11 protein-coding genes are annotated in these 12,543 nt (G+C 70.6%); 4 read left to right on the plus strand and 7 right to left on the minus strand.

The genetic code is table 11. The features are described 5' to 3' along the window. Positions 1-31: 31 nt before the first annotated feature. Positions 32-982 (minus strand): DMT family transporter, encoded by a 951-nt coding sequence (locus DACI_RS19630; protein ID WP_012205740.1) that lies wholly within the window; start codon positions 980-982, stop codon positions 32-34. Positions 983-1,057: 75 nt separating this feature from the next. Here DACI_RS19630 and DACI_RS19635 point away from each other — a divergent pair, with 75 nt between their 5' ends. Continuing rightward, positions 1,058-1,960 carry a LysR family transcriptional regulator gene (locus tag DACI_RS19635; RefSeq protein WP_012205741.1) on the plus strand — a complete coding sequence of 301 codons (903 nt, stop codon included), beginning with the start codon at positions 1,058-1,060 and terminating at the stop codon, positions 1,958-1,960. A 29-nt stretch (positions 1,961-1,989) separates the two neighbouring features. Here DACI_RS19635 and DACI_RS19640 read toward each other — a convergent pair whose 3' ends face one another. The 4 genes from DACI_RS19640 to DACI_RS19655 all read right to left on the minus strand — a co-directional run bounded on the left by DACI_RS19640 (position 1,990) and on the right by DACI_RS19655 (position 8,113). After that, on the minus strand, positions 1,990-3,267 hold the full coding sequence (locus DACI_RS19640) for a TolC family protein (protein WP_043782024.1): 1,278 nt from the start codon (positions 3,265-3,267) through the stop codon (positions 1,990-1,992). 89 nt (positions 3,268-3,356) lie between these two features. Continuing rightward, a complete protein-coding gene (locus DACI_RS19645) occupies positions 3,357-6,473 on the minus strand; it encodes an efflux RND transporter permease subunit (protein ID WP_012205743.1) in 3,117 nt (1,038 codons plus the stop codon). Then, complete coding sequence (locus DACI_RS19650) at positions 6,473-7,594, minus strand: efflux RND transporter periplasmic adaptor subunit (protein ID WP_012205744.1); 1,122 nt, start codon at positions 7,592-7,594, stop codon at positions 6,473-6,475. The genes DACI_RS19645 and DACI_RS19650 overlap by 1 nt, the downstream gene beginning before the upstream one ends. A 102-nt stretch (positions 7,595-7,696) precedes the next feature. Further along, positions 7,697-8,113, minus strand: a complete 417-nt coding sequence (locus DACI_RS19655) for a hypothetical protein (RefSeq protein WP_012205745.1) — start codon at positions 8,111-8,113, stop codon at positions 7,697-7,699. A gap of 275 nt (positions 8,114-8,388) precedes the next feature. On the opposite strand from DACI_RS19655, the gene DACI_RS31555 reads away from it, so the two are divergent. The 3 genes from DACI_RS31555 to DACI_RS19670 all read left to right on the plus strand — a co-directional run bounded on the left by DACI_RS31555 (position 8,389) and on the right by DACI_RS19670 (position 10,636). Next, the gene (locus DACI_RS31555; protein ID WP_012205746.1) at positions 8,389-9,291 is read left to right on the plus strand and encodes a nitroreductase; all 903 of its coding nucleotides are present in this window, start codon (positions 8,389-8,391) and stop codon (positions 9,289-9,291) included. A 152-nt stretch (positions 9,292-9,443) separates the two neighbouring features. Next, positions 9,444-10,355: a bestrophin family protein gene (locus DACI_RS19665; protein WP_012205747.1), complete on the plus strand. Its 912-nt coding sequence runs from the start codon at positions 9,444-9,446 to the stop codon at positions 10,353-10,355. 71 nt (positions 10,356-10,426) lie between these two features. Continuing rightward, a complete protein-coding gene (locus DACI_RS19670; RefSeq protein WP_012205748.1) occupies positions 10,427-10,636 on the plus strand; it encodes a DUF4287 domain-containing protein in 210 nt (69 codons plus the stop codon). Between the two features lie 17 nt (positions 10,637-10,653). Here the strand turns inward: DACI_RS19670 and DACI_RS19675 are convergent, their stop codons facing one another. Both DACI_RS19675 and DACI_RS19680 read right to left on the minus strand, forming a co-directional pair. Beyond that, positions 10,654-11,634, minus strand: a complete 981-nt coding sequence (locus DACI_RS19675) for an alpha/beta hydrolase (protein ID WP_012205749.1) — start codon at positions 11,632-11,634, stop codon at positions 10,654-10,656. Between the two features lie 2 nt (positions 11,635-11,636). After that, positions 11,637-12,533, minus strand: coding sequence for an alpha/beta fold hydrolase (locus tag DACI_RS19680; protein WP_012205750.1), 897 nt, complete (start codon positions 12,531-12,533; stop codon positions 11,637-11,639). Positions 12,534-12,543 lie beyond the last annotated feature (10 nt).

The following is a 12,543-nucleotide window of genomic DNA, read 5'->3' on the forward strand; positions in this document are numbered from 1 at the left end:
CAAGGCCCGCACGGCTCATCGCCCGCACGGCTCATCGCAGCTGTCGGGCCTTGACCACGAGCAGTGCCCCGGCCATCAGGCCCACACCGGCCAGTTGCACCGCGCCCAGCGCACGCCCGTAGACGGCCCAGTCCAGCACGATGGCCGTCAACGGATAGACGTACTGCAGCACGGCGATGCGGCCCAGCGTGAGGCGCGCCATGCCTGCAAAAAGGATGGCGTAGGCCAGGCCGGTGTGCAGCACGCCCAGCCCGGCCAGCCACGCCCAGGACGACGGCGCCTGCGGCCAGCCATGAACCAGCGGCACCCACAGCAGCAGCACAGTGCCGACCGCGCACTGCCACCAGGCCAGCGCAAACGGCGTGACCACTTTCTCGGTCTTGGCCAGGATGGTCACGGCCGCATAGCACAGCGAGCCGGCCAGGCACATCAGCAGCCCGGACACATGGTCCGGCCCCCAGGCCGCCGCATCGCCACCCAGCAGCCCCGTGGCCAACACCAGTCCCAGCAACGCCGCCAGCATGGCCGCCACCTGCCGTGGCGCCACGGCCTCGCGCAGCACCAGGGTGCCGAACAGCATGATCCACACCGGCTGGATGTGGAACACGATGGTGGCCACGCCAATGGAGGTCAGCGGTATGGCCGCAAAGAACAGCGCCCAGTTCAGCACCATGAGGAGGCCCGTGGCCACCACCACCGGCCAGCTCCTGCCGCGCACGCGCAACTCCCGCACGCGGCCGGTGGCCAGCCCCCAGGCCAGCAGCGCCAGCGCGCCGAAGGCGCAGCGAAACAGCACGGTGACCAACGGGTGCTGGCGGGCCTCTTCCACAAATATGCCGACCGTGCCCAGCAGCACGCCGCCCGCGATCATCAGCCACTGGCCGCGTGTCTCCTGCGCTGTGGGAGCGGCTTGTGCGGGCGTGGGAGCGGGCGCGGTGGAGGCTACGGATGCGGCCTGTAAGGAATGGGTTCTATCTTGCATGGCCGCGATCGTCTCGTGGCAGTAAATTCTCGTAAAGCAAATAGTTTGCAGGTTTAGTATTCGATATTCGAATCCATGGAGCGTGCCGTGAACCACCCTGACCTGCAGATCGACTGGCTGCGTGCCCTGGTGGCCGTGGTGGATGCGGGCTCGCTCTCGGCTGCCGCGCCGCTGCTGCACCGATCACAGGCCGCCGTGAGCATGCAGATCAAGAAGCTGGAGACCGCCCTGGGCCAACCCGTGTTGCTGCGCGGCCCGCGCCATCTGCAGCTCACGCCCGCAGGCGCGGAGCTGCTGGGCTATGCGCGGCGCATGCTGGAGCTGCAGGCCCAGGCGCAGGCGGCCCTGTTCGGCCCCGACCTGTCCGGGCGCGTGCGGCTGGGCGTGCCGGACGACTACGCATCCACCTATCTGACGCCCGTGCTGCGCAGCTTTGCAGGCCGCTACCAGGGCGTGGAGATCGAGCTGACCTGCGAGCAGTCCACCGCGCTGATCCCGCAGGTGGTGCGCGGCACGCTGGACCTGGCCCTGGTCTCACGCGACAGGCCCCAGCGCGGGCGCCTGCTGTTCCACGAGCCCCTGGTCTGGGTGGGCGCGCCGCAGCACGAGGTGTGGAGGAAGAATCCCCTGCCGATTGCCGTCTACGAGGCCGCCAGCCTGGCGCGCACGGCGGCGCTGTCCAGCCTGGCGGCCCAGCGGCGCGCGCACCGCGTGGTCTATCACAGCTCCAGCCTTGCCGGCCAGCTGGCCGCCGTGGAAAGCGGCCTGGCCGTGGCCGTGTTCACGCGCTGCAGCGTGCCGCCGCACCTGCAGGTGCTGCAGAACCTGCCGGCCGGCTTCGAGCTGCCGCCGCTGGTGTCCATGGAAGTGTCGGCCCTGCGCAGCAAGGCCTCGCAGGGCTCGGCGGCCGTGGATGCCATGTACGGGCAGTTGATTGCGACGCTGGGCCAGGCGCAGAGCAAGTCTGGAGTTGCCTGAGAAATCCGCAGCGGCTTCTGCTCGCTCGCTCAGTCATCAAAATCCCACAGCTCATGCAGATCCAGCCGCAGGCGGCTATCGCCCTCCAGCGCCTCGCTGCGGGCCAGGCGTTCGGCCAGCAGCGCTTCGGCCAGGGTGCGGCGCACGGCCAGCAGTTCGGTCAGGCCCGATTCACCGGCACGGTAGGCGCGCAGTGCGCGGTCGGCGGCGCCCTGCTGCAGCGTGGCGGCGCGGGCCTGGGCCTGGGCGGCGGCACGCTTGCCGGCCAGCAGGCTCCAGAGAACGTCGAACTCCGCGCCCAGGCGGCGCTCGGCCGCCAGGCGACGGGACAGCGCGGCGTCGGCATCGGCCAGGGCCTGGTCGGCCTGGGCCTGGCGGTGCACCGAGCCCAGGGGCACGGACAGACTGACGCCTGCGATGCGCTCGCTGCCCCCTCGCTCACTGGTGGCGAACACGCCCACGGTGGGGTCGGGCCGGCGCTCCAGATCGGCACGGCGGGCCTGGCGCAGGGCCAGGGTTTCCTCGGCCTGGGCCAGCAGGTATTCGTGGCTGTGCTCTATGTAGCGCAGGCGCAGCTGGGCCGGTGACTGCTGCGGCAGCGGTGGCAGATCGGGCAGCGGTGGCAGATCCAGCAGCGGTGGCGCAGCCTCCCCCTCCTTCGCCCGGGCAGCCTCCAGGCCCGGAAAGCGCGCCTGCAGGTCGGCCTGGGCCGCCTGGTGCGCGGCCTGGGCCGTTGCCAGCGCGGCCTGCATGCGCGCGTGCTCGGCTGCGGCCAGTTCGGCGTCCAGCCTGGCGGCATCGCCTGCGCGCAGCCGGCGTTCGGTGACGCGGGCCAGTTCGGCGGCAGCGTCGGCATTGTCCCGGGCGGTCTGCTGGGCCTGGCCTGCGCGCTGTGCGGCAAACCACAGCGCCAGCAACTGGCGTGCGGCTTCGTGCCGCACATCCTGGGCCGCCACGCGCGATGCGGCCTGGGTCGCTTCGGCAAGCTGCGCATCGGATTCGGCCTTGCCGCCCAGGCGCAGCGGGCGCTCGATGGCGATCTGCCCTTCGGCAAAGCGCTGGCCCGAGCCGTCGTGCACCCAGCGGCGCTGGCCGCTGGCACGCACCACGGTTTCATGCGGGCCGGCGCGCAGGGCCTGGGCGCGCGCCGCAGCGCCGCGTTGCGCGGCGTCGGCAGCCTGCACGACAGGAGAGCGGGCCACGGCTTCGCGCACGGCGGCCTCGGGCGGCAGATGGCTTTGGGCCTGGGCCTGGACAGCGCAGGCACACAGCAAGGCAGCGGCCCAGGCATGCAGCAGGGGTTTCATGGGCATGTTCCTGAAAGAGAGTCCGGCAAGGCCTTGCGCCCTGCAGTGGGGGGAGGAGGTGGTGGTGTGGGTGGTGGTGTGGGTGGTGCTCATGACCGGGCCTCCCGCTCACGCCGCGACAGGCCGAAGCGTTCGAACAGCAAAGGCAGCAGAAGCAGGGTCAGCGCCGTGGAACTGACCAGCCCGCCCGCCACCACGATGGCCAGCGGCCGCTGGATCTCCGAGCCCGGCCCGCTGGCCAGCAGCAGCGGCACCATGCCCAGCGCGGTGATGCAGGCCGTCATCAGCACGGGCCGCAGCCGGTCGCGCACGCCGTGCCGCACCACCTGGGACAGGGGCTGGCCCGCAGCCAGCAGGTTGTTGAAGTGCGATACCAGCACCACGCCGTTGAGCACCGCAATGCCCAGCAGCGCGATGAAGCCCACGGAGGCAGGCACCGACAGGTACTCGCCCGCCGCACTCAGCGCCGCCATGCCGCCCACCAGCGCGAACGGGATGTTGGCAATGACCAGCAGCGCCTGTCTGGGCGAGCGGAAGGTCAGCACCAGCAGCACGAAGATGGCGCCCAGCGCCAGCGGCACCACCAGCGCCAGCCGTGCGGCGGCGCGCTGCTGGTTCTCGAACTGGCCGCCCCAGACGATGCGCATGTCCTTGAGGCCGGCATCACCGGCGACGGCCGCCTGGGCATCTCGCACAAAGCTGGCCAGGTCGCGCCCTTCGACGTTGACCTGCACCACGGCGAAGCGTGCGCCGTTTTCGTGGTCCACGCGCACGGGGCCGTCGCGGGCCACCAGCGTGGCCAGGGAGGTCAATGGCCAGCTGCTGCCGTCCGCCGCCGTCACCAGCAGGCCGGCCAGGCCTTCGGGCGACTGGCGCAGCGCCGCCCCGCCGCGCAGGATGAGCGGCGTGCGCGCCACGCCTTCGGGCACGATGCCAATGCGCTCGCCTTCCACCAGGGCGCGCAGTTGCGCCTGCAGGCCATCGCCACTGAGCCCGGACTGGCCCAGCGCCGCGCGGTTGAGCGCCACCTGCAGGTATTGCACGCCGCTGTTGCTGGGCGCGATGACTTCGGAGGCCCCGGCCACCGCGCGCATGCGCGCGGCCACGGCCTGGGCGGCAGTGTCCAGCCGCGCCAGATCGGGATCGAAGATCTTGATGGCCACGTCGCCGCGTGTGCCGGTCAGCATTTCGGAGACGCGCATTTCTATGGGCTGGGTGAAGCCGTAGATGAGCCCCGGAAAGCCTTGCATGACTTGGCGTATGGCCTCGGCGATGTCTTCCTTGCTGCCGCGCCACTCGTCGCGCGGGCGCAGCACCAGGAAGGTATCGGTCTCGTTCAGGCCCATGGGGTCCAGGCCCAGATCGTCCGAGCCCGTGCGCGCGACGATGGAGCGGATCTCGGGCACCTGCTCCAGCAGCGCGCGCTGCACGCGCCCGTCCATGTCCAGCGAAGCGGCCAGCGAGATGGAGGGCGTCTTTTGCAGCTGCACGATCATGTCGCCCTCATCCATGGTGGGCATGAAGATCTTGCCCACGGACAGGTAGAGCACGGCCGCCCCGGCCAGCGATGCCCCGGCAATGCCGAAGACCGCAGGCCGGTGGGCCAGGCTCCAGCGCTGCATGCGCTCGAAGCCCCGGGCCACGCGCCGCATCAGCCAGGGTTCATCGCCGCCATGCGAGCGCAGCAGCAGCGAGGCCAGCGCAGGCACCACGGTGAAGGCGATGAGCACCGAGGCTCCCAGCGCCAGCACGATGGTCAGCGCCACCGGCGCGAACAGCTTGCCCTCCAGCCCCTGCAGCGTGAGCAGCGGCAGGAACACGATGGCGATGATGGACACGCCGGCCAACATGGGCACGGAGACCGCCGAGACCGCCTGGCGGATCAGCACGGCCCGGTCCTGCGGCGGGGAGCTGCCTGCCGTTTCGATGGCCGTTGCGCCCGCAGACTCATTCGCCAGCGCGGTCTCTATGTTCTCCACCACCACCACCGCAGCATCCACCAGCATGCCCAGGGCGATGGCCAGGCCGCCCAGGCTCATCAGGTTGGCCGTCAGGCCCGCATGGCGCATCAGCAGGAAGGTGGCCAGCATGGACAGCGGCAGCGTGGCCGCCACCACCAGGGCCGCACGCAGCCCGCCCAGGAACAGGTAGAGCGTGACCAGCACCAGCACGCTGGCCTCGACCAGAGCGCGCACCACGGTGCCCGCCGCGCGCGAGACCAGGTCGCCCCGGTTGTAGAAGACCTGGGTGCTCATGCCCTTGGGCAGCCGGGGAGCCAGTTCGTCCAGCCGCGCCTGCACGGCGTCCACCAGGCTGCGCGCATCCACCCCGCGCAGTCCCAGCACCAGGCCCTGCACGGCTTCGCCACGTCCGTCGCGGCTGACGGCGCCGTTGCGCGTGGCTTCGCCCAGGCGCACGGTGGCCACATCGCCCACGGTGGCGGCAACGCGCCCCTCATGGGCGGGCGCCACGACAATGGCGCGCAGGTCGTCCAGCCCGCGCACGCCGCCTTCCACGCGCACCACCCAGTGCTCTTCCCCGCGGTCCAGCCGGCCTGCGCCGTCGTTGCGGTTGTTGGCCTCCAGCGCCTGGCGCAGCTGGTCCAGCGTCACGCCGCGCGCCCGCAGCCGGGCGGGGTCGGGGATCACCTCGTAGCCGCGCACCATGCCGCCCAGGGCATTCACGTCGGCCACCCCGGCCACGGTGCGCAGCGCAGGGCGAATCACCCAGTCCAGCACATGGCGGCGCTCGGCCAGAGACCATTGCTCACCGTCGATGGTGAACATGAACATCTCGCCCAGCGGCGTGGTGATGGGGGCAAGCCCCCCTTCGGCCGTGGCGGGCAGCTCGCGCTGCAGGCCGGCCAGCCGCTCGGACACCTGCTGGCGCGCCCAGTACACGTCCGTGCCCTCGCTGAAATCCACGGTCACGTCGCTGATGCCGTACTTGGACACCGAGCGCACCATGGTCTTGTGCGGCAGGCCCAGCAATTCCTGCTCGACAGGCGTGGAGACGCGCTGCTCCACCTCCTCGGGCGTCATGCCGGGCACCTTCAGGATCACCTTGACCTGGGTGGGCGAGATGTCGGGGAAGGCATCGATGGGCAGGTGCACATAGGCCCAGGCACCGGCCAGGGCCAGCGCGCAGGCGGCCATCAGCACCAGCGCGCGCTGGCGCAGCGAAAAATCGATGAGGCGCGCCAGCATCACTCACCCCCGCCCAGCAGGCCCTTGAGCGCGGCAATGCCCGTCACGGCAATGCGCGCCTTGGGCGGCAGCGTGCCGCGCACCACGGCCGTGGCCTCGTCGCTGGCCTCCACGGACAGCGGCATGAAGCGCGCCCCCTGCCCGGTGGCGACAAAGACGCCGGTGCGGTTGTTCCAATGCGCCAGCGCCGCAGCGGGCACGCGCAGGCGTGCACCGCCAGAGCCGCCGCCAGATCCGCCGGAAGGCCCGGCGTCCGCACCGGCCAGGGCCAGCGACGCGGTCACGCTTTCGCCCAAGCGCAGGTCGCCAGCGCGTTCCAGCGCAACGCGCACCCGCATGCCGGCCGATCCGTCACCGACCGGGGCCATGCCGGCCACCTTGCCCTGCGCACCGCGCGCCGCCACCTGAACGCGGTCGCCCACGCCGGGCAGTGGCACCTCGCGGCCCAGCAGCAGGTCCAGTTCCAGCGCCTTGGGGTCGGCCACGCGCAGCAGCGGCGCCGAGGCCTCCACCCGCGCGCCCGGCACCGCCAGCACCTCGGTCACCAGGCCTGCGCGGGGCGCCACCAGGTGCACCTCGTTGCCCACGAACTGCAGGCCGCTGGCGGCCAGTTCGGCGCGCCGCGCCTGCGCCATGGCCGCGGCCTCGGCGGCGCGGGCCTGCGTGGCCTGCCAGCGGCTGGCGGCGATGATGCCGTCCTCATGCAGCGCCTGGTCGCGCGTCAGGGCCTGGCGTGCCAGGCGCGACTGGGACTCGGCCTCCAGCAGCGCGCGCCGCGCCTCATACAGCTGCGGACTGGTGAACACCGCCACGGGCTGGCCGGTACGCACCGTCTGGCCCAGGGCCACGAGCACGCGCGGCACCGCGCCCGCATAGGGGGCAGCCACCACGGCCTGGGCATCGGGCCGCAGCACGACGCGCGCGTGGGCCGAGACCTCGATGCGCTGTGCCGCCTGAATGGGTTCGAAACGCACGCCCAGCGCCTGTGCCTGTTCGGCGGACAAGGCAACGGATGCGGACGGGGGATTGGACGGGCTTGCGGGTGCGGCCTGGGCCTGGGCGGCCATGCCGACGGCTGGCAGCGCAAGTGCGCCGGCCAGCAGCCATGGGGAAAACATCATTCCTGACTCCGGGAAAAAAGACGAACGCCGTCCACGCGCAGGCGGTTCGCGGCGCGCGGGCGAAGAAGGACTGAGGCGGGCCTGTGGACCAGGCCGGGGAGGTCAGGAAGCCAGGGGCGGTGCCTGGGCGGGAGAAGGCCGTATCACGCGCCCGCGCCAGCGCGGACTCAGGCGCATGGGCTGCAGCGGCAGGGCGGGCCGGGGCGCAATGCAGCGCATGCGCGCGGCACGCAGGCCCAGGGTGAGCAAGACCAGGCCGACCACGGCCAGCAAAGGCATGGGCAGCAGGTCCAGCGGCTGTATAGCGTCCTGCACATCGACCTCGAAAGGCTCGACATGGTCTTCATCCACATCGGTGAAGGAGCCGTGGGCCACGAACAGGTGGAAATGCGAGTCGGCCACCCGCGACGGCGCCGCGTGGATGTGCAGGCCGGCCTGGTTCGGAGTGCCGAAATGGCTGTGCAGCAGCGGTATCAGCAGCTGCGCCACCATGATGAGCAGCAGCAAGGCGCTCCGCATGGATAGGCTCCGGATGGCATGCAACATGGCCGGGGATTGTAGTGCCGGTGCCTGCGCAATCGGTTCAATCCCGCAGTTCGGCAAGGGCACATTCACCTGTCACATACCAAAGCAAGCCCCCGCCATCGCGGCAGGCCCGCAAGCCGCACCAGGCCTCGGTTCAAGCTGGAGTGACGAATTTCATTGTATTTTTTCGGATATAACGAAGCCATTCATGGAGCACTTCGCCCCCTCGGAGCCCGCCGGAGTCCGCCGGGCTGTGCTGGAGAACCGACTTGACGCAAAAATACATCCCCCATCTGCTGGCCCTGGACCGCGAGCGTGACTGGGCGCGCGCAGCGCAGGCCTGCGGCATCTCCGACAACGCGCTGGCCCAGGCCATACGCTCGGCCGAGGCGGAGTTCGGCCACGCGCTGGTGCGTGCGGGCCGGCCCTTCCAGGGGTTCACGCCGGAGGGCGAACAGGTGCTGGCCTGGGCCCGGCAGTTCGTCCAGGCGGTGGATGCACTCAAGCACTGCTTTGCCGACACGCGCAAGCGGGCAGGCCTGGCGCCCCTGCTGGCGCGGCGCTCCGTCTCGCCCAGGCGGCTGGCCATGCCGGGCCCGGACAGCGGGGACATGGACCTGATCATCGAGGCGGCGCTATGCGCTCCGGACCACGGTGCCTTGCACCCCTGGCGGGTTCTGGAGTTTCCCGCCCACCAGCGCGAGGCCTTGGCCTGCCTGTTCGAGCAGGAAAAACTGCGCCGCGACCCGCTGGCCCCGGCCGACGATATCCGACGTGCGCGCGAGCATGCAACGCGCGCTCCGGCGCTGATCGCCTTCATCATCTCGCCCCGGCCGCGCTCGCGCGTGCCGGTACGTGAGCAATGGCTGGCCGCGGGTGCGGCCCTGGGCAACTTCCTCAATGCCGCCCACCATTTGGGCTTTGGTGCCATCGTGCTCAGTGGCGAGCGCTGTTTTGACCCGGCCCTGCATTCAGCGCTGGGTTTGCGCGAGGGCGAGCACCTGGCTGGCTTCATCAGCCTGGGCACCATCACCAGCCAGCCATCCCCGCGCGCAACGGTGTCGCCCTCTTGCATGCGCACGGCATGGCAGGCGGAGCAGGCAGCAGCGGTCACGGCACATGCCCTTCTCCAGCCAGACGGCAACCACGACAGCCACGGCAGCGATCTTTGAAGCCGCAGCCGGCGCTTGCAGGGTGGCGCACAAGTGGCGATCAGGTGGCGCGCAGGTGGCGCGCAGGTGGCGCACTGACCGCGCGGGGCGGTTAGAGTTGCGGGGCTGCTGCGCCCTCTTGCGCCCTCTTTTCCATCACGGAACAAGCTTTCATGATCATCCGGCCCCGCCCCCACTGGCTGCGCATGCTCTTCGTGCTGCGCGGCTCGGTGCTGCCCGACATCCTGCCCCAGCTGATGGCTGCCACCCTGTTCGCCGTGCTGGTCACGGCCCTGCACGGCCAGCTGTTCGCCTGGAAGGTGCCGCTGAACTTCGTGCCGTTTTCGCTGATCGGGCTGACGCTGGCCATCTTCCTGGGCTTTCGCAACAGCACCAGCTATGCGCGCTATTGGGAGGCGCGCACGCTGTGGGGCACCCTGCTCAACGAGACGCGCTCCCTGGTGCGCCAGGCCCGGACCTTGACGGACGTGCCGCAGCACGCCCCGGCCCTGGCCATGGTTCTGGCGGCCTTTGTGCATGCGCTGCGCCACCAGTTGCGCGGCACCGATGCCGCGGCCGACATGCGCCGCCTGCTGCCCGCCGCCGACTGCGAACGCCTGGCCACGGCGCGCTTCAAGCCTGCCGTGCTGCTGCTCATGGCCGGCGAATGGCTGCAGGCGCGCCGCCAAGACGGCAGCCTGCAGCCCGTGCTGGTGCCCGCCATGGAGGCGCCCCTGTGCAAGCTGGGCGAGGCGCTGGGCGGCTGCGAACGCATTGCGGGCACGCCGATTCCCTTCACCTACGCGGTGATCATCCATCGCACCATCTACCTGTACTGCCTGCTGCTGCCCTTCGGCCTGGTGGATTCCATCGGCTTCATGACGCCGGTGATCGTGGCCTTCATCGCCTACACCTTCTTCGCGCTGGAGGCCCTGGGCGCCGAGCTGGAGGAGCCCTTCGGCACGGCGCCCAACGATCTGGCGCTGGACGCCATGTCGCAGATGATCGAGGCCACGCTGCGCGAGCTGACCGGCGAGGTGCTGCCGCCTGCGCCGCAGCACAAGGATGTGCTGTTTCTGACCTGACCCTGCCTGCCGGCCCGGACAGCGCCAGCGGCACAATCTGCCACCCGCATCACAGAAAAAGGACAAGCGCCATGACGGAGACAAGCAAGGTCAAGGGACCGGCCTCGTATTTCCCTTCCATCGAGAAGACCTACGGCAAGCCGATTGCGCACTGGATGGACCTGCTGCACCAGCAGGACACCCGCAAGCACATGGAACTGGTGGGCTGGCTCAAGGCCCAGCACCAGATGGGGCACGGCCATGCGAATGCGCTGGTGGCCGTGTTCCTGGCGCAGGCCTGACCTGCACCCAGCAACCCTCAGCCGATGGCCGTGCCCAAAGCCTGGCGCACGGCGGCACCCGCTTCGTCAAACAGGCGGCGTGATGCCGGCGCCATCCCCAGCATGTGCATGCAGGCGTGCACCATGCCGGGCAGGCGCACGGCCTGCACCGCCACACCGGCCTGCGCCAGCCGCTGCGCATAGGCTTCGGCCTCGTCGCGCAGCGGGTCGTATTCGCAGCTGATCACCGTGGCTTGGGGCAGGCCTGCCAGGTGTTCGGCGCGCAGCGGAGAGACAAGTTCGTGCCGCCCCGGTGCCGCATCGCCCAGGTACGCTCCATAGCAGTACTCCATGGCCGCACGCGTGAGGTAGTGGCCCTCCCCGAACTGCTGGAACGACGGCGAATCCATGGCCGCGTCCAGTGCCGGGTACAGCAGCAGCTGGTGGGCGATGGCCGGTGCGTCCGCCGCTCCCCAGCCTTGCTTTTCCTGCGCCAGCAGGCAGGCAGCGGCCGCGAGGTTGCCACCCGCGCTGTCTCCGGCCACGCCGATGCGCCTGCTGTCCAGCCCTAGCGCATCGGCCTGCTCAAAGGTCCAGGCAATGGCATCGCAGAAGTCATGCAGCGGCCCGGGAAAGCGGTGCTCGGGCGCCAGCCGGTAGTCCACCGAGACCACGACGGCGCCCGTTGCCGCGGCCAGTGCGCGGCAGGGGTTGTCGTAGACCTCCAGCGAACCCAGGCACCAGCCGCCGCCGTGGGCGAAGACCAGGGCGGGCTGGGGCGTGGGTGTGTCCGAGGCCAGCGGCCGGTAGATGCGCACGCGCAGCGGCGCACCGTCGCGCGCGGGCAGCGTGAAGTCTTCGGTGCGGGCCATGGCCTCGGCCGGGCCGTGCAGGGCGCGCAGCCCGGCGTCGGTGGCCTCGCGCAGCGCTGCCAGCGTGGGCGGCGTGGGCGGGGCCACGGCCTGGGTTGCCTGCGCCAGCTCGGCGAGATAGCGCGCAATGTCAGCGTCCAGGCCCATGCTCACAGCGTCCTTTGCAGGAAGGGCAGCAGCTCGGCGATGAAGGGCTCGGCGGCTTCCTCCATGATGAAGTGGCCGCAGCCCGGCACGATCACGCCCGACAGGTCATCGGCATGGCCGCGCAGCGTGGCCAGCGGCGCATCGGCCGTGGCGTGCTCGGCGCCAATGGCCAGCACGGGCATGGCCAGCGGGCGCAGCGCTCGCTCGCGGTTCTGGCGGATGGTTTCGGGAATGGCGCGGTAGTAGGCAAAGCCGCCGCGCAGGCCACCGGGCGCCGCATAGGCATCGACATAGACGTCGACGGCCACGCGGTCGCGCCGCAGCGACCAGCGGTTGAACATGAACTCCAGGTAGGCACGCTCGCGCCCCGCGATCAGGGTCTCGGGCAGGTCGGCCAGCTGGTTGAACATGAAGTGCCACAGGAAGATGTTCTGCTCTGGCGGCGCAAAGATGCTGGGCTCGGGCGCCAGGCCAGGGATCACGGCCTCGGTCAGCGCCAGGGACTGCACGGCCTGCGGCTGGTCGCTGGCCAGCGCATAGGCCACCCACATGCCCACGTCGTGGCCGGCGACCTGGTAGCGCTCATGGCCCAGCGCCAGCATGGTGCGGTGCAGGGTCAGCGCAATGGAGCCCGTGTCGTAGCCGGTGTCGGGCCGGTCCGAAAAGCCCGTGCCCGGCGGATCGACGGCAATGGCCTGGAAGCCCTGCGCCGCCAGCGCCTGCATGACGTGGCGCCAGGCATACCAGGTCTGGGGCCAGCCCGGGATCAGCAGCACGGGCGCGCCCTGCCCGGCCGTGATGCAGTGGATGCGGCGGCCGTCGATGCGCACGTAGTCGTGCGAGAACTCGCAGGCCTGGTCTTCCTGCTTGCGCAGGGCGTTCGATGTGAAAGCGTTCATTGTTTGCTTC

The sequence above is a fragment of the Delftia acidovorans SPH-1 genome (assembly GCF_000018665.1).
Classification (GTDB): domain Bacteria; phylum Pseudomonadota; class Gammaproteobacteria; order Burkholderiales; family Burkholderiaceae_C; genus Comamonas; species Comamonas acidovorans.

What these genes read in the sequence shown, in the direction of transcription:
- DACI_RS19650 (WP_012205744.1), bottom strand. Translation starts at nt 7,594, where the DNA reads ATGATGTTTTCCCCATGGCTGCTGGCCGGCGCACTTGCGCTGCCAGCC.
- DACI_RS19665 (WP_012205747.1), top strand. Translation starts at nt 9,444, where the DNA reads ATGATCATCCGGCCCCGCCCCCACTGGCTGCGCATGCTCTTCGTGCTG.
- DACI_RS19640 (WP_043782024.1), bottom strand. Translation starts at nt 3,267, where the DNA reads ATGAAACCCCTGCTGCATGCCTGGGCCGCTGCCTTGCTGTGTGCCTGC.
- DACI_RS19670 (WP_012205748.1), top strand. Translation starts at nt 10,427, where the DNA reads ATGACGGAGACAAGCAAGGTCAAGGGACCGGCCTCGTATTTCCCTTCC.
- DACI_RS19655 (WP_012205745.1), bottom strand. Translation starts at nt 8,113, where the DNA reads ATGCGGAGCGCCTTGCTGCTGCTCATCATGGTGGCGCAGCTGCTGATA.
- DACI_RS19645 (WP_012205743.1), bottom strand. Translation starts at nt 6,473, where the DNA reads ATGCTGGCGCGCCTCATCGATTTTTCGCTGCGCCAGCGCGCGCTGGTG.
- DACI_RS19675 (WP_012205749.1), bottom strand. Translation starts at nt 11,634, where the DNA reads ATGGGCCTGGACGCTGACATTGCGCGCTATCTCGCCGAGCTGGCGCAG.
- DACI_RS19630 (WP_012205740.1), bottom strand. Translation starts at nt 982, where the DNA reads ATGCAAGATAGAACCCATTCCTTACAGGCCGCATCCGTAGCCTCCACC.
- DACI_RS19680 (WP_012205750.1), bottom strand. Translation starts at nt 12,533, where the DNA reads ATGAACGCTTTCACATCGAACGCCCTGCGCAAGCAGGAAGACCAGGCC.
- DACI_RS19635 (WP_012205741.1), top strand. Translation starts at nt 1,058, where the DNA reads ATGGAGCGTGCCGTGAACCACCCTGACCTGCAGATCGACTGGCTGCGT.